The 16,071-nt window shown below is 76.7% G+C and carries 1 protein-coding gene and 1 pseudogene; both read left to right on the forward strand.

The window, feature by feature from the left end; all coding sequences use genetic code 11:
* The first annotated feature begins 1 nt into the window (after position 1).
* Positions 2 to 10,087 (forward strand): SDR family NAD(P)-dependent oxidoreductase, encoded by a 10,086-nt coding sequence (locus OHS18_RS00860; protein WP_328615515.1) that lies wholly within the window; start codon positions 2 to 4, stop codon positions 10,085 to 10,087.
* 10 nt (positions 10,088 to 10,097) lie between these two features.
* Positions 10,098 to 16,070: pseudogene (locus OHS18_RS00865) on the forward strand (type I polyketide synthase); the annotation flags it as partial.
* Position 16,071 lies beyond the last annotated feature (1 nt).

A 16,071-nucleotide genomic window follows, 5' to 3' on the forward strand; every position in this document is an offset into this window, starting at 1 on the left:
GATGACCACCTCTTCCGAGCAGATCGTCGAAGCTCTCCGCGCCGCGCTGAAGGAGAACGAGCGCCTCAAACGCCGCAACCGGGAGCTCACGACCGCGACCGCCGAGCCGATCGCCATCGTCGGGATCAGCTGCCGGTTCCCCGGCGGCGTCCGGGAACCGGCGGACCTGTGGCGGGTGGTGGCCGACGGCGTCGACGCGGTCACGGGCTTCCCCGCCGACCGCGGCTGGGACCTCGACGCCCTCTACAGCGCCGACCGCGACCGGCCCGGCACCACCTACACCCGCTCGGGCGGGTTCCTCGACGGCGTCGCCGACTTCGACCCGGCGTTCTTCGGGATCAGCCCGCGCGAGGCGTTGTCGATGGACCCGCAGCAGCGGCTGCTGCTGGAGGCGTCGTGGGAGGCGGTCGAGCACGCCCGGATCGACCCGCTTTCCTTGCGTGGCAGCAAGACCGGGGTGTTCGCCGGGCTCGTCTACCACGACTACGGCTCCTGGCTGAGCCGCGCGCCGGAGGACCTCGAGGGTTACCTCAGCACCGGGATCTCCGGCAGTGTCGCCTCGGGCCGGATCTCCTACACCCTCGGCTTGGCCGGCCCCGCCGTCACGGTCGACACGGCGTGCTCGTCGTCGCTGGTGGCCCTGCACCTGGCCTGCGAATCCCTGCGCCGCGGTGAATGCACGCTCGCGCTGGCCGGCGGGGTCGCAGTGCTGGCGACGCCGATGATGTTCGTCGAGTTCGCGCGGCAGGGGGCGCTGTCGGCCGACGGGCGGTGCCGCTCGTTCGCCGCCGGCGCCGACGGGACGGCGCTGAGCGAGGGTGTCGGCATGCTGCTGGTCGAGCGGCTGTCCGACGCCCGGCGGCGGGGCCACCCCGTGCTCGCCGTCGTCCGCGGTTCGGCGATCAACCAGGACGGCGCGAGCAGTGGCCTGACCGCCCCGAACGGCCCGGCGCAGCAGCAGGTCATCCGGTCCGCGCTGGCGGCCGCCGGCCTGGCCGCATCGGACGTCGACGCGGTCGAGGCCCACGGCACCGGCACGCGGCTGGGCGACCCGATCGAGGCGCAGGCGCTGCTGGCGACGTACGGGCAGGACCGTCCCGCCGACCGGCCGCTGTGGCTGGGTTCGGTGAAGTCCAACCTCGGCCACACCCAGGCCGCGGCGGGCATCGCGAGCATCGTCAAGCTCGTCGAGGCGATGCGGCACGGCGTGCTGCCGAAGTCCCTGCACCTCGACGAGCCGACCCCGCAGGTGGACTGGACCGCCGGCGCGGTGTCCCTGCTGGCCGAGCCGGTGCCCTGGCCGGAGACGGGCCGGCCGCGCCGGGCCGGGGTGTCCTCGTTCGGGATCTCCGGGACGAACGCGCACGTCGTCCTGGAGCAGGCGCCGGCCGACGACGAGCCGGGCACCCACACGGGCGTGGTGCCCTGGGTGGTGACCGGCGCGACCGAGGCCGCGGCGCAGGCGCAGGCCGCGCGGTTGCGCGCCTTCGCGGCGGCCCGCCCGGAACTGTCCACATCGGACATCGGGTTGTCGCTGCTGGCCACCCGGCCGGCCCGGGACCACCGGATCGTCGTCGCGGGCGCTGACCGGCAGGCTTTGCTCGCCGGGCTCGCTTCCGCGCGGCCACGCCGGGTGGGCGGCGGGAGGCCGGCGTTCCTGTTCACCGGCCAGGGCGGCCAGCGCCCCGGGATGGGCCGCGAGCTGTACGAGCGGTACCCGGTCTACGCGCGCGCGTTCGACGAGGCCTGCGCGGCCGCGGGCCTCGACCGCGACCTCGTGCTCGGCGGCGCGGACCTGACCCGCACGGACCTGGCCCAGCCGGCGATCTTCGCCCTGGAAGTGGCGCTCTACCGGCTGTTCGAGGCGTGGGGCGCCCGCCCGGACCGGCTGGCAGGCCACTCGATCGGCGAGGTGGCGGCGGCCCACGTCGCGGGCGTGCTGTCGCTGGCCGACGCCGGAACGCTCATCGCCGCCCGCGGCCGCCTGCTGGCGTCCCTCCCGGAAACCGGCGCGATGGTCGCCATCCAGGCAACGGAGGCCGAGGTCCGCGCTCGGCTCAGGGACTTCACGGGCGTCGCCGCCGGTCAGGCGGCCGGGGTCGAGGGCCGTGTCCGGTCGGTCGGTGCTGCCGACGCCGGAGGCATCGCGGCCGAGGGCGGAGTCCGGTCCCGGCCGGCCGATGTCGTTGCCGGTCAAGTGGCCGAGGTCGAGGTTCGTGCTCGGTTGGATGGTGTGGCGGGCAACAACTCCGCCGGCATCGCCGGCGGTCAAGCGGCCGGGGCCGGGGTTCGCGACGACCTGACCGGCGTCGTCGACATCGCCGCCGTCCAGGCTGCCGGGGCCGAGGTCCGGTCCGGGCCGGCTGATGTCGCCGCCGGTCAAGTGGCCGAGGTCGAGGTTCGTGCTCGGTTGGATGGTGTGGCGGGCAACAACTCCGCCGGCATCGCCGCCGGTCAAGCGACCGGGGCCGAGGTTCGCGACTACCTGACCGGCGTCGTCGACATCGCCGCCGTCAACGGGCCCGGGTCCGTGGTCGTCTCCGGGGCTGCGGAAGCCGTCGCCGCCATTGCGGCGCACTTCGCCGAACAGGGCCGCCGGACCAAGCGGCTGAGCGTGTCGCACGCCTTCCACTCGCCGCTGGTGGAGCCGGTGCTCGACGAGTTCCGGGCCGTCGTCGCGAGCCTGGACTACGAGCGGCCCCGGATCCCGATCGTCTCGACCGTCTCGCCGTCGGCGGACCTCGCCACCCCCGGCTACTGGGTCGAGCACGTGCGCGCGACCGTCCGGTTCGCCGACGCCGTCACCGCGCTGGCCGAGGCGGGCGTGACGACCTGCGTCGAACTGGGGCCGGACGCCGTGCTCTCGGCGATGGGCGCGGAGTGCGCGGACCTCACCTTCGTCCCGGCCCTGAGGGCGGGGGAGCCGGAAGCGACCACCGTCGCCGCCGCCCTCGGGCACGTCCGCGACGCCGACTGGCCGGGGTTCTTCGCCGGCGCCCGGACCGTCGACCTGCCCGGTTACGCCTTCCAGCGGGAGCGGTTCTGGCTGGAGCACGACCGGCCGCACGACGACCCGTGGCGCTACCGGATCACCTGGCCGACGCTGCCGGACCGGCCGGCCGCCCCGCCGTCGGGTACCTGGCTGGTCCTCGTCCCGGCCGACGGCGACCCCTGGGCGGACGACATCCGCGAAGCGCTCGACGTCGTCACCGTCACGCTCGACACCGGCCTCGACCGCCACGCCGTCGCCGAGCGGATCCGGGCCGCCCTGGGCGAGACGACCCCGGCCGGGGTCCTGTCGCTCCTGGCCGCCGCCACCGCGCCGCACCCCGGGCACCCCGGGATCCCGGCCGGGCTCGCGCTCACCACCACCGCGCTCCAGGCCCTCCGCGTCGACGCGCCCTGCTGGCTGGTCACGCGATCCGCGGTCGCGGTCGGCCCGGACGAGGTGCCGGACCCGGACCAGGCCCGGATCTGGGGGTTCGGCCAGGTGGCCGCCCTCGAAGCACCGGACCGCGATCTCCGGCTCGCCGACGTCGCCGCCGACGCCGTGCCCCGGTTCCTCGCCCTGCTCGGCGCGGCCGGCGAGCACCGACTGGCGGCCGGCGAGCACCGACTGGCGGCCGGCGAGCACCGACCGGCGGCCGGCGAGCACCGACCGGCAGCCGGCCGCGACGGCCTGTTCGGCACGTATGCCGAGGACCAGGTCGCGGTCCGCCGCGACGGCGTCCACGGCCGCCGGCTGGTCCGCGCGACCGCCCCGGCCACCGCGCCCGAACGGCCGTGGCGTCCGCGCGGCACGGTGCTGGTGACCGGCGGCACCGGCGCGCTCGGCGCGCACGTCGCCCGCTGGCTCGCCGAAACCGGCGCGGCGCACCTCGTCCTCACCAGCCGCCGAGGCCTCGACGCGCCGGGCGCCCCGGCACTGCGGGACGAGCTGACCGCGCTCGGCGTGCGGGTGACCGTCGCCGCGTGCGACGTCGCCGATCGCGCCGCTCTCGCCGCGCTGCTGGCCGAGCACCCGCCGAACGCCGTCGTGCACGCCGCCGGCGTCGCGCAGTTCACCCCCGTCGACGCCACGGACGCCGCCGAGCTGGCCCGGGTCGCCGCGGCCAAGACCCGCGGCGCGGCGCACCTGGACGAGCTGCTGGCCGGCACCGACCTGGACGCCTTCGTGCTGTTCTCCTCGGTCTCCGGGGTCTGGGGCGCCGACGGTCAAGCGGCCTACGCCGCCGCGAACGCCTACCTCGACGCGCTCGCGCGGCGCCGCCGCGCCCGGGGTCTGCCGGCCACGGCCATCGCCTGGGGCGCGTGGGGCGAAACCGGCATGTCCACCCGCGAAGGCGTCGAAGCGCACCTGCGCCGCCGCGGTCTCGCCGCGATGCCGCCCCGGCGCGCGGTGGCCGCGGTGCAGCACGCCCTCGACCACGGCGACACCGCCGTCGTCGTCGCGGACGTCGACTGGGCCGCCTTCACCGCCGGCCGCCGCGGCCGGTTGCTGGCGGACCTGCCCGAAGCCCGCCAGTCCGCGGCGAAAGCGACCACGACGCTCGCGGCGCGGCTGGCGGAGCTGCCCGAGGCCGACCGGCGGCCGTTCGTCACCGAACTGGTCCACCGGCACGTCGCCGCGGTGCTCGGCCACCGCGCGCCGGGCACCGTCGACCCCGGCCGCGCCTTCCGCGAGCTGGGGTTCGACTCGCTCACCGCCGTCGACCTGCGTGACCGGCTCAACGGCGACACCGGGCTGCGGCTGTCCGCGACCGTCGTGTTCGACCACCCGGACGTCGCCGCGCTCGCCGCGGAGCTGCACCGCGCGGCGCTCGGCACCGTGCCGGACGAAACGCCCACCACGCCCGAAAGAGCCGACGAACCGATCGCCGTGATCGGCGTCGCCTGCCGGTTCCCCGGGGGCGCCGACACCCCCGACCGGTTCTGGGACCTCGTGCGCTCCGGCCGCGACGCCGTCTCGGGCTTCCCCGAAGACCGCGGCTGGGACCTCGCCGCGCTGTACGACCCCGAGCCCGGCGTGCCCGGCAGGACCTACACCCGCTCCGGCGGGTTCCTCGGCGACGCCGCCGGGTTCGACGCCGCGTTCTTCGGCATCAGCCCGCGCGAGGCCCGGGCGATGGACCCGCAGCAGCGGGTGCTGCTGGAGACGTCGTGGGAGGCGGTCGAACGCGCCGGCATCGACCCGCACCGCCTGCGCGGCAGCCGGACCGGCGTGTTCGCCGGGGTGACCCACCAGGGTTACGGCCCGCCGTGGGACTCCGCCGCCGGCGCCGCGGCGGGGCACCTGCTCACCGGCATCGCCTCCAGCGTCGTCGCCGGGCGGGTGGCCTACACCTTCGGCCTGGAGGGCCCGGCGCTGTCGGTGGACACGTCCTGCTCGTCGTCGCTGGTGGCACTGCACCTGGCCGCCGAATCGCTGCGGCGCGGGGAATCCACGCTGGCGCTGGCCGGCGGCGTGACCGTGATGAGCAACCCCGGCGCGTTCGTCGAGTTCGGCCGGCAGCGGGGGCTGGCGCCGGACGGGCGGTGCAAGCCGTTCGCGGCGGCCGCCGACGGCACGGCCTGGGGCGAGGGCGCCGGTGTCCTGCTGCTGGAACGGCTTTCCGACGCCGAGCGCCACGGGCACGAGGTGCTGGCGGTGCTCCGCGGGTCCGCGGTGAACTCCGACGGCGCGAGCAACGGCCTGACCGCGCCGAACGGCCCGTCGCAGCAACGCGTCATCCGGGCGGCGCTGGCGAACGCCGGACTGTCGGCTTCGGACGTCGACGTCGTCGAAGCGCACGGCACCGGGACGACCCTGGGCGACCCGATCGAAGCGCAAGCACTGCTGGCGACCTACGGTCAGGACCGGCCGGCGGATCGCCCGCTCTGGCTGGGGTCGGTGAAGTCGAACATCGGGCACACGCAGGCCGCGGCGGGGGTGGCCGGCGTGATCAAGATGGTCGAGGCGCTGCGGCACGGCGTCCTGCCGCCCACGCTGCACCTGGACGAGCCGACACCCCGCGTGGACTGGTCGGCGGGTGCGGTGCGGCTGCTCGACGGCGCGGTCGACTGGCCCGCCGGGGACCGGCCGCGCCGGGCGGGCGTCTCGTCGTTCGGCATGAGCGGGACCAACGCGCACGTCGTCCTCGAACAGGCGCCGGTCCGCGCGCGTCCCGGCGCCGCCACAGTGCCCGCGACCGTGCCGCTGGCCCTGTCCGCGAAGACCGGGACGGCGCTGGCCGCGCAGGCCGCGCGGCTGCTGTCCCATGTGGACGGTGCCGACGTCCGGTGGGCGGACCTGGGCGCGTCCCTGGCCGCGCGCCCGCTGTTCGACCACCGCGCCGTGGTGCTGCCGGGGGTGGACCCGCGGGCGGCACTGCAGGCGCTGGCGACGGGACGGCGGACGACCTCGGTGCTCTCGGGCGTCGCGACCGCGGCGGGCCGGACCGTGTTCGTCTTCCCCGGCCAGGGCGGGCAGTGGGCCGGGATGGGCGCGCGGCTGCTGCGCGAGTCCGAGGTGTTCGCCAAGCGGATGGCCGAATGCGACGCCGCGCTGGGCGAGTTCGTCGACTGGTCGGTGACCGGGGTGCTGCTCGGCGAACCGGGGGCACCCGGCCTGGACGCCGTCGACGTCGTGCAGCCGGCGTTGTTCGCGACGATGGTTTCGCTGGCCCGGCTGTGGCAGTCCGCCGGCGTCGAGCCGGCCGCGGTCGTCGGGCACTCGCAGGGTGAGATCGCCGCCGCCTGCGTCGCCGGTGCACTGTCCCTTTCGGACGCCGCCCGTGTGGTCGCGTTGCGCAGCAAGGCGTTGGGCGAACTGGCCGGCCAGGGCGGGATGGTCTCGGTGGCCCTGCCCGGACCCGCGGCGGCCGCCCTGTTGGCCCGCTGGGACGACCGGCTCGCGCTCGCCGCGGTCAACGGGCCGTCGTCCGTGGTCGTCTCGGGTGATCCCGAGGCGCTGCAAGAACTCGTCGCGCGCTGCGAGAGCGACGGCGTTCGTGCCCGGGCCGTTCCGGTGGACTACGCCTCGCACTCGGCGCACGTCGAGCGGATCCGGGACCGGCTGCTGAGCGAGCTGGCCCCGATCCGGCCGCGGGTGCCCGGGATCGCGTTCTGGTCGACGGTCACCGGCGAGCGGCTCGACGGCCCCGCGACCGACGCCGGCTACTGGTACCGGAACCTGCGGCAGACCGTGTTGCTGGAGCCGGTCGTCGAGCGGCTCGCCGAGGCCGGCCACACCGCGTTCGTCGAGGTCGGCCCGCACCCGGTGCTGCTGGCGGCGGTGCTGGAGACCGTCGAGGCGAGTGGCGCGGACGCCGTGGTCACCGGCACCCTGCGGCGCGGTGACGACAGCCTGGACCGGTTCGCCGAGTCGGTGGCCGCCCTGCACGTCCGCGGGGTCGCCGTCGACTGGCGGTCGTTCTTCCCCGACGCCCGGCGCGTCCCACTGCCGACTTACCCGTTCGAGCGCGAGCGGTTCTGGCTGGACCGGGGCGCGCCGGCCGCGGGGCCGCCGGCGTCCGGGCACCCGCTGCTGGGAGCCGTCGTCGCGGTCGCCGGCCGGGCGGAGGTCGCCTTCGCCGGGCGGCTGGGTGTCGCGGACCGGCCATGGCTCGCCGACCACGCCGTGCACGGCGCGATCCTGTTCCCCGGCACCGGTTTCCTGGAGCTGGCGAGCGCCGCGGGCGACCGCACGGGGTGCGCGACCGTCGAAGAGCTGACGCTCGAAGCGCCGCTGGTGCTGCCCGCGACCGGGACCGTCGAGACGCAGGTCCTGGTCGGCGAACCGGACGACACCGGACGTCGGGTCGTCGCCGTCCACTCCCGGCCCGAGGGTGGGGAGTGGACGCGCCACGCCACCGGCGTGCTGTCGGCGGCCGAGCCGCCGGCCGCCGGGCCGGTCGAGTGGCCGCCGCCCGGCGCGGTCCCGGTGGACCTGACCGGCTTCTACGACCACCTCGCCGACCGCGGTTACGGCTACGGGCCGGCCTTTCGCGGCCTGCGGGCGGCCTGGCGGGCCGGGGACGACGTCTACGCCGAAGTCCGCCTCCCGGACGGCTGCCCCGCCGAGTCCTTCGGCCTGCACCCCGCGTTGCTGGACGCCGCGTTGCACGCCGCCGGGCTCCGGGGCGCTCCGGACGGTCTGCCGTTTTCGTGGACCGGCTACACGCGGTTCGCGGCCGAGGCCACCGGGGTGCGCGTCCGGCTGTCCCCGGCCGGTGACGGCATCGCGGTGACCGTCGTCGACGAGACCGGTGAACCGGTCGCCCGGATCGACGCGCTGGTGACCCGGCCGGCCCCGGAACTCGCCCGCCCGGCCACCGCCGACGGGCTCCACCGGCTCACCTGGGTGCCCGTCCCCGGCCCGGGTGCGGCCACCACCTGGACCGAAGTGTCCACAGTGGACGAATTGGCCGGAGTGAGTGGTGATCTGGTCGCCGGGTTCGCCGTCGAGGACGGCGATCCGGCCACCACCGTCCGCCGGACCACGCTGCGGGCGCTGGAACTCCTGCAGGCCTTCCTCGGCGACGAGCACCGCGCCGGGACCGACCGGCTCGTGCTGCACACCCGCGGGGCCGTCGCGACCGGGGCGGGGGAGCTGCCGGACCCGGCCCAGGCGGCGGTCTGGGGCCTGGTGCGCTCCGCGCAGTCCGAGCACCCCGGCCGGTTCGTGCTGGTGGACGACCCGGCCGGCGACGCGCTCGGGGCCGCCCTCGCCCTCGGCGAACCGCAAGTGGCGGTGCGGGACGGCGAGTTCCGCGTCCCGCGGCTCGCCCGCCTGGCCCCCGGCGACGCCACTCCGGTGTGGGGTGGCGGGACGGTGCTGGTCACCGGCGCCTCCGGGCTGATCGGCGGCCTGGTCGCGCGGCGGCTCGTCACCCACCACGGCGTCACCCGGCTCGCGCTGCTCGGCCGGCGCGGGGCCGACACGCCGGAAGCCGCCGCGCTGCTGGCGGGCTTGGGCGCCGAGGCCACCTGGCACGCGTGCGACGTCGCGGACCGGGCCGCCCTGGCCGGCGTCGTGGCCGGCCTGCCGGACCTGACCGCCGTCGTGCACTCGGCGGGCGCGCTGGACGACGGCGTCGTCACGGCCCTGACCCCCGACCGGCTCGAAACGGTGCTGCGGCCCAAGCTCGACGCGGCGCTGGCGCTGCACGAAGTGACGAAAAACCGGGACCTGGCGGCGTTCCTGCTGTTCTCGTCGGCGTCGGGCCTGCTCGGCACGGCCGGGCAAGCCGGGTACGCGGCGTCGAACGCCTTCCTCGACGCCTACACCCAGCGCCTGCGCGCCGCCGGCGTGCCGGCAAAAGCGCTGGCCTGGGGCCTGTGGGCCGAGCCGAGCGCGATGAGCGGCGGGCTCGGCGACGTCTACCTCGCCCGCGGCGCCCGCATCGGCCTGCTCCCGCTGTCGTCGGAGCAGGGCCTCGAGCTGTTCGACGCGGCGCTGACCGTGGACGAGGCCGTCGTCGTCCCGGTGCGGGTCGACACCGCCGTCCTGCGCACGGCCGAGGCCGGGGTGCCGCCGGTGCTGCGCGGCCTCGCCGGACCCCACCGGCGCCGCGCGGCCGACCCGGTCCACCGCCCGGACCCGGACGGCTTCGCGCGGCGGATGCGTGCCTTGAGCCAGGCCGAGCGCGCCGAAGCCTTGCTCGGCCTGGTGCGGGAGCTGACCGCGGACGCGCTGGGGCTCCCGTCCGCCGCGGCGGTCCGCGACGACCGCGGGTTCCTGGAGGTCGGCTTCGACTCGCTGATCGCCGTGGAGTTCCGCAACCGGCTCAGCGCCGCCACCGGCGTCAAGCTGCCGAGCACGCTGGTCTTCGACCACCCCTCGCCCGCCGCGGTCGCGGAGTTCGCCGCGGCGCGGCTGGCCGGGAACGGCGAGGACACCGCGGCCGCGGCGCTCGCCGGCCTCGACGGCGTGGCCGCGGTGCTCCGGTCCGCCGGACCCGAGGCGCGCGCCCGGATCGTCACGCGCCTGCAGGCGCTCGTCGCCGATCCCGGCGCCGCGCCGGACGACGCCGGCTCGGACGACCTGGCCGGCGCGTCCGACGAGGAGCTCTTCGACCTCATCGACAACGACTTCGGGATGGCGTGACATGGCCGACGAGGACCAGCTCCGGACCTACCTCAAGCGCGCGGTCACCGAGGCGCGCGACGCCCGGCAGCGCCACCGCGAGCTCGAAGAGCGGGCACGGGAGCCGATCGCGATCATCGGCACGGCCTGCCGGTTCCCCGGCGGGGTCGCGACCCCCGAGCAGCTGTGGCGGCTGGTCACCGACGGCACCGACGCCGTCGGCGACTTCCCCGAGGACCGCGGCTGGGACCTCGGCGGGCTGTTCGACGCCGATCCCGACCACCCCGGCACGTCCACCACGGCGGCCGGCGCGTTCCTCCACGACGCCGCCGAATTCGACGCCGGGTTCTTCGGGATCAGCCCGCGCGAGGCGGTGGCGACCGACCCGCAGCACCGGCTGCTGCTGGAAACCGCCTGGGAGGCGGTGGAACGCGCGCGGATCGACCCGGCGTCGCTGCGCGGCACCCGCACGGGCGTGTTCGCCGGGGTGATCTACACCGAGTACGGCGCCCGCGTCTGGAACGGCCGCGCCCCGGAGGGCCTCGAAGGCTTCCTCGGCACCGGCAGCGCCGGCGGGATCGCCTCCGGCCGGATCGCCTACACCCTCGGTCTCGAAGGCCCGGCGATCACGGTGGACACGGCGTGCTCGTCGGCGCTGGTCGCGCTGCACCTGGCGGCCGAGTCGCTGCGGCGCGGCGAATGCACGCTGGCGCTGGCCGGCGGCGTCACCGTCCTGGCCACGCCGGCGGCGTTCCTCGAGTTCTCCCGCCAGCGCGGCCTCGCCCCCGACGGCCGGTGCAAGCCCTTCGCCGCCGCGGCCGACGGCACCGGCTGGGCCGAGGGGGCCGGGATCCTGCTGCTGGAAAGGCTTTCCGAGGCCCGCCGCCTGGGCCACCCGGTGCTCGCCGTCGTGCGCGGCTCGGCGGTCAACTCCGACGGCGCGAGCAGCGGGCTGACCGCGCCGAACGGCCCGGCCCAGCAACGCGTGATCCGGGCGGCGCTGGCGAACGCCGGACTGGCTGCATCGGACGTCGACGTCGTCGAAGCGCACGGCACCGGCACCAAACTGGGCGACCCGATCGAGGCGCAGGCCCTGCTGGCGACCTACGGGCAGGACCGGCCGGCGGACCGGCCGTTGTGGCTGGGGTCGGTGAAGTCCAACATCGGGCACACACAGGCCGCGGCCGGGGTGGCCGGGGTGATCAAGATGGTCGAGGCGCTGCGCCACGGCGTCCTGCCCCGGACGCTGCACGTCGACGAGCCGACCCCGCAGGTGGACTGGACCGAGGGCGCCGTCTCCCTGCTGACCTCGCCGGTGCCGTGGCCGGAGACCGGCCGTCCGCGCCGGGCCGGCGTCTCGGCGTTCGGGCTGTCCGGGACGAACGCGCACGTGGTCGTCGAACAAGCGCCTTTCGCCGACGAGCGGCCGGATCCCGGTCCGTCGGTCGTGGTGCCCTGGGTCCTGTCCGGCCGGACCGCCGAGGCGGTGCGGGAGCAGGCCGCCCGGCTGGCGGCCTTCGCCGGCGAGCGACCGGAACTGTCCCCTGTGGACATCGGACGATCGCTGGTCACCACCCGGTCGCGGTTCGAGTACCGGGCCGTCGTCGCCGGTGCGGATCGGGCCGAGCTGCTCACCGCGCTGGCGCGGGTCGAGCCGCAGCCGGCCGCCGGGGGCAAGGTGGCGTTCCTGTTCTCCGGTCAGGGCGCCCAGCGAGCCGGCATGGGCCGCGGGCTTCACGACCGGTTCCCGGTCTACGCCGAGGCGTTCGACGCCGTGTGCTCGTTGTTCCCGCTACCGGTGCGCGACGTCGTCTTCGGCGACGCCGAGGCCCTGGACCGCACCGAATACACCCAGCCGGCGTTGTTCGCCGTCGAGGTCGCGCTGTTCCGCCTGCTGGAGTCGTGGGGACTGCGCCCGGACGTGCTGGCCGGGCACTCGATCGGCGAGATCGCGGCCGCGCACGTGGCCGGCGTCCTCTCGCTCGCCGACGCCGCCGCGCTGGTCGCCGCCCGCGGCGCGCTGATGCAGGCCCTGCCCGCGGGCGGCGCGATGACCGCGATCGAGGCCGTCGAGGACGAAGTGCGCCCGCACCTGGGGGGCACGACCGGGATCGCCGCCGTCAACGGCCCGCGGGCGGTGGTGGTGTCCGGGGCCCGCGCGGACGTCGAGCGGATCGCGGCGGTCTTCGCCGGGCAGGGTCGCCGGACCAAGGCGCTGGCCGTGTCGAACGCGTTCCACTCGCCGCTGATGGAACCGGTGCTGGCGCAGTTCCGCCGCGTCGCCGAGGGGCTCACCTTCGCCGCGCCGCGGATCCCGATCCGCTCCACGGTCGCCGCCGGCGCCGACATGTCCACTGTGGACTATTGGGTGGAGCACGTCCGCGCGACAGTGCGGTTCGCGGACGCGGTCGAAGTCCTGCGCGCCGAGGGCGTGACGACCTGCCTGGAACTGGGACCCGGCGGCGTGCTTTCGGCACTGGGTCCCGCCTGCACCGGGGACATCCGGTTCGTGCCCGCGCTGCGCTCCGGCCGGCCGGAGCCGCACACGCTCTTCGGCGCGCTCACCACCCTGGCGCCGGACTGGGCGGCGCTGTTCCCGGGGAGCCGCCGGGTCGACCTGCCGACGTACCCCTTCCAGCGGGAGCACTTCTGGCTCCGGGAGCCGCCGCGCCCGGGGGACGTCGCGGCCGCCGGGCTCACCCCGCTCGACCACCCGCTGCTCGGCGCGTGCGTGCCGGTGCCGGCCACCGGTGAGCTGGTGCTGACCGGACGGCTCTCGACCGCGGCCCAGCCGTGGCTGGCCGACCACGAAGTCCTGGGCACGCGGCTGCTGCCGGGTGCGGCCGTGGTGGAGCTGGTCCTGCGTGCCGCCGGCGAAGCCGGGTGCGGGCAGATCGAGGAACTGACCCTCGAGGCCCCGCTCGTCCTGCCGGACGCCGAGGCGACCCGGATCCAGGTCGTGCTCGGCACCCCCGAGCCGTCCGGCCGGCGCTCAGTCGAGTTCCACGCGCAGGCCGGCGAAGGTCCGTGGACGCGCCACGCGACGGGCTCGGTCGGTGTGGCCGCCGGCCCGGCGCCCGGTGAAGCGCCCGCGTGGCCGCCGGCGGGTGCCGGGGAACTGTCCGTCGCGGACCTCCACGACGACCTGGCGGCCGCCGGTCTCGGCTACGGCCCGGCGTTCCAGGGCCTGCGCGCCGCCTGGCGCGCGGGCGACGAGATCTTCGCCGAGGTGACACTGCCCCTCGGCGCCGACGGCTTCGGCGTGCACCCGGCCCTGCTCGACGCCGCTCTGCACGCGGCCGCCCGGCTCGGATCCCTGGCGGAATCGGGCGTACCGCGGCTGCCGTTCACCTGGAGCGGCGTGCGCCTGCACGCCACCGGCGCGACGACCCTGCGCGTGCGGCTCGCGCCGGCCGGTGCGGACGCGGTGTCGCTGACCGCGACCGACGTGGCGGGCCGGCCGGTGCTGACGGTGGACTCCCTGGTCTTGCGCCCGGTCGCGGCCGCGCAGCTCGCCGGCCGGCCGCGGACCGGGGAACTGCTCCGGCTCGACTGGCCGCGGCTGCCCCTGCCCTCGGGCGGCCCGGCGGGATGGCCCGTCGTCGGCGAGCCCGGCCCGGCGCTCGCGCACGCGGACGTCTCGGCGAAGTACCGCGACCTGGCCGAGCTGAGCCGGGCCGTCGACGCGGGCGCGCCGGTGCCGCCGGTGGTGCTGACGTCGGTCGTCTCCGTGGGCGTTCATGACGCTCTCCACCGGACCCTCACCCTCGCCCAGGCCTGGCTCGCCGACGAGCGGTTCGCCGGCTCGCGGCTGGTGCTCGTCACCCGGGACGCGGTGGCGGCCGCGTCGCCCGACCCGGCCCAAGCGTCACTCTGGGGGCTGCTGCGGTCCGCGCAGTCGGAGCACCCGGACCGGTTCGCGCTCGTCGACACCGACGCCACCGAGGCGTCCGCCCGGGCGCTGGCGGACGCCCTGGCCACCGGCGAGCCGCAGCTCGTGCTCCGCGCCGGGCTGGCCCACGTCCCCCGGCTGATCGCGGCCGCCCCGGCCGACCCGATCGCCTGGGACGGCGACGGGACCGTGCTCATCACGGGCGGAGCGGGGGACCTCGCCGGTGTGCTCGCCCGCCACCTCGTCCGCGCCCACGGCGTCCGGCACCTGCTGCTGGCCGCCCGGCGCCCGGACCGGGCGGCCGCGTCGGCCGCCGAGCTGACCGCGCTGGGCGCCGACGTGACGGTCGTGGCGTGCGACGTCGCCGACCGGGAGGCCGTCCGCTCATTGCTGGCCGGTGTGCCCGCCGCGCACCCGCTCACGGCCGTGATCCACACCGCCGGCGTCCTCGACGACGGCGTGCTCACCGCCTTGCGCCCCGAGCAGCTCGACGCGGTGCTGCGGCCCAAGGTGGACGCCGGGCTCGTCCTGCACGAGCTGACCCGGGACCTCGACCTGGCGGCGTTCGTCCTGTTCTCCTCGGCCGCGGGCCAGTTCGGCGCGCCGGGCCAGGCCGGCTACGCGGCCGCGAACGCGTTCGCCGACGCGCTGGCGCAGCGGCGCCGGGCCGACGGCCTGCCCGCCACGTCCCTCGCCTGGGGTCTCTGGGCGCAGGACGGCGGTATGGCGGGCGACCTCGGCGGCGCCGAGCGGACCCGGATGGCACGCGCGGGGGTCGTCGCACTGTCCGAAGAGGACGGTGTGCGGCTCTTCGACGCGGCGCTGGGGGGCGTCGACGCCGTGGTCGTCCCGATCGGCCTCGACCGGGCCGTGCTGCGGCGCGCCGGCGACGGGCTGCCCCCGCTGCTGCGCGGGCTGGTCCCGGCCCCGGTCCGGCGGGCCGCGGCGAGCGAGCCGGCCCCCGCCGCGTCGTTCGGCGACCGGCTGACCGGACTGTCCGAAGAGGACCGCCGGGTCCGCGTGCTGGAACTGGTCCGGCACGAGGCCGCCCTCGTCCTCGGCCACGCGAGCGCGGCCGCGATCACGCCCGGCCGCCCGTTCCTCGAAGCCGGGTTCGACTCGCTCACGGCCGTCGAACTGCGCAACCGCCTCACCGCGGCGACCGGCGTGCGGCTGCCCGCGTCGGTCGTCTTCGACCTGGCGACGCCCGCCGCGCTGGCCGGCCGGGTCGCCGGGGAGCTGGCGACCGCGGGCACCGCGCCCGCGGCGGACGTCGGCGACACGGTCAACGCCCTCTACCGCCAGGCGTGGGAACGGCGGGAAATCGCGGCGGGCAACGAGTTCCTGCGCGCGGCGGCCCGGCTGCGGCCGAAGTACGACGGCGCGTCGTACCTGGCGGAGCTGCCGCCACCGGTGCGCCTGGCGACCGGCCCGGCGCGGCCGCGGCTGATCTGCGTGCCCACCCTGGCGGCGTCGTCGAGCCCGCTGCACTACGCGCGGTTCGCGGCCGAACTCCAGGACGTCCGGGACGTCTCGGTCGTCCACCTGCCGGGGTACGCCGACGCGGGGGAGAAGCTGCCGGCGTCGTTCGACGCCATGGCCGACCTCCTGGCGGAGTCGGTGGAACGCGCCGCCGGCGGGGAGCCGTTCGCGCTGGTCGGCTACTCCGCGGGCGGCTGGCTGGCCACGGCGGCGGCGCTGCGGCTGGAGGAACGCGGCGGCACCCCGGCGGGCGTCGTCCTGGTCGACACGTACTTCTTCGACGAGGACCTGCCCCTGATCGAACCGACCCTGGCGGACGAGATGTTCGCGCGCGAGCAGTTCTTCGGCCGCATCGGCCACGCCCGGCTCACCGCGATGGGCGGCTACCTGAGCGTGCTCGCCGCGTTCACGCCCCGGGCCACGGCGGCGCCGATGCTGTTCGTCCGGGCGCGGGACCCGCTCCCGACGGAGGCCGACGGCGTCGGCCCGGATCACCCGATCTGGCGGCACGAGATCGCCTTCGCCGACGAGACCGTCGAGGTGCCCGGGCACCACATGAACGTGATGGAGCAGGAGAACGCGGCCCGGGTGGCCCGCGCGGTGCACGAGTGGCTGATCTCTTCGACTTGAC

It is taken from the genome of Amycolatopsis sp. NBC_00355 (genome assembly GCF_036104975.1).
Lineage (GTDB): Bacteria > Actinomycetota > Actinomycetes > Mycobacteriales > Pseudonocardiaceae > Amycolatopsis.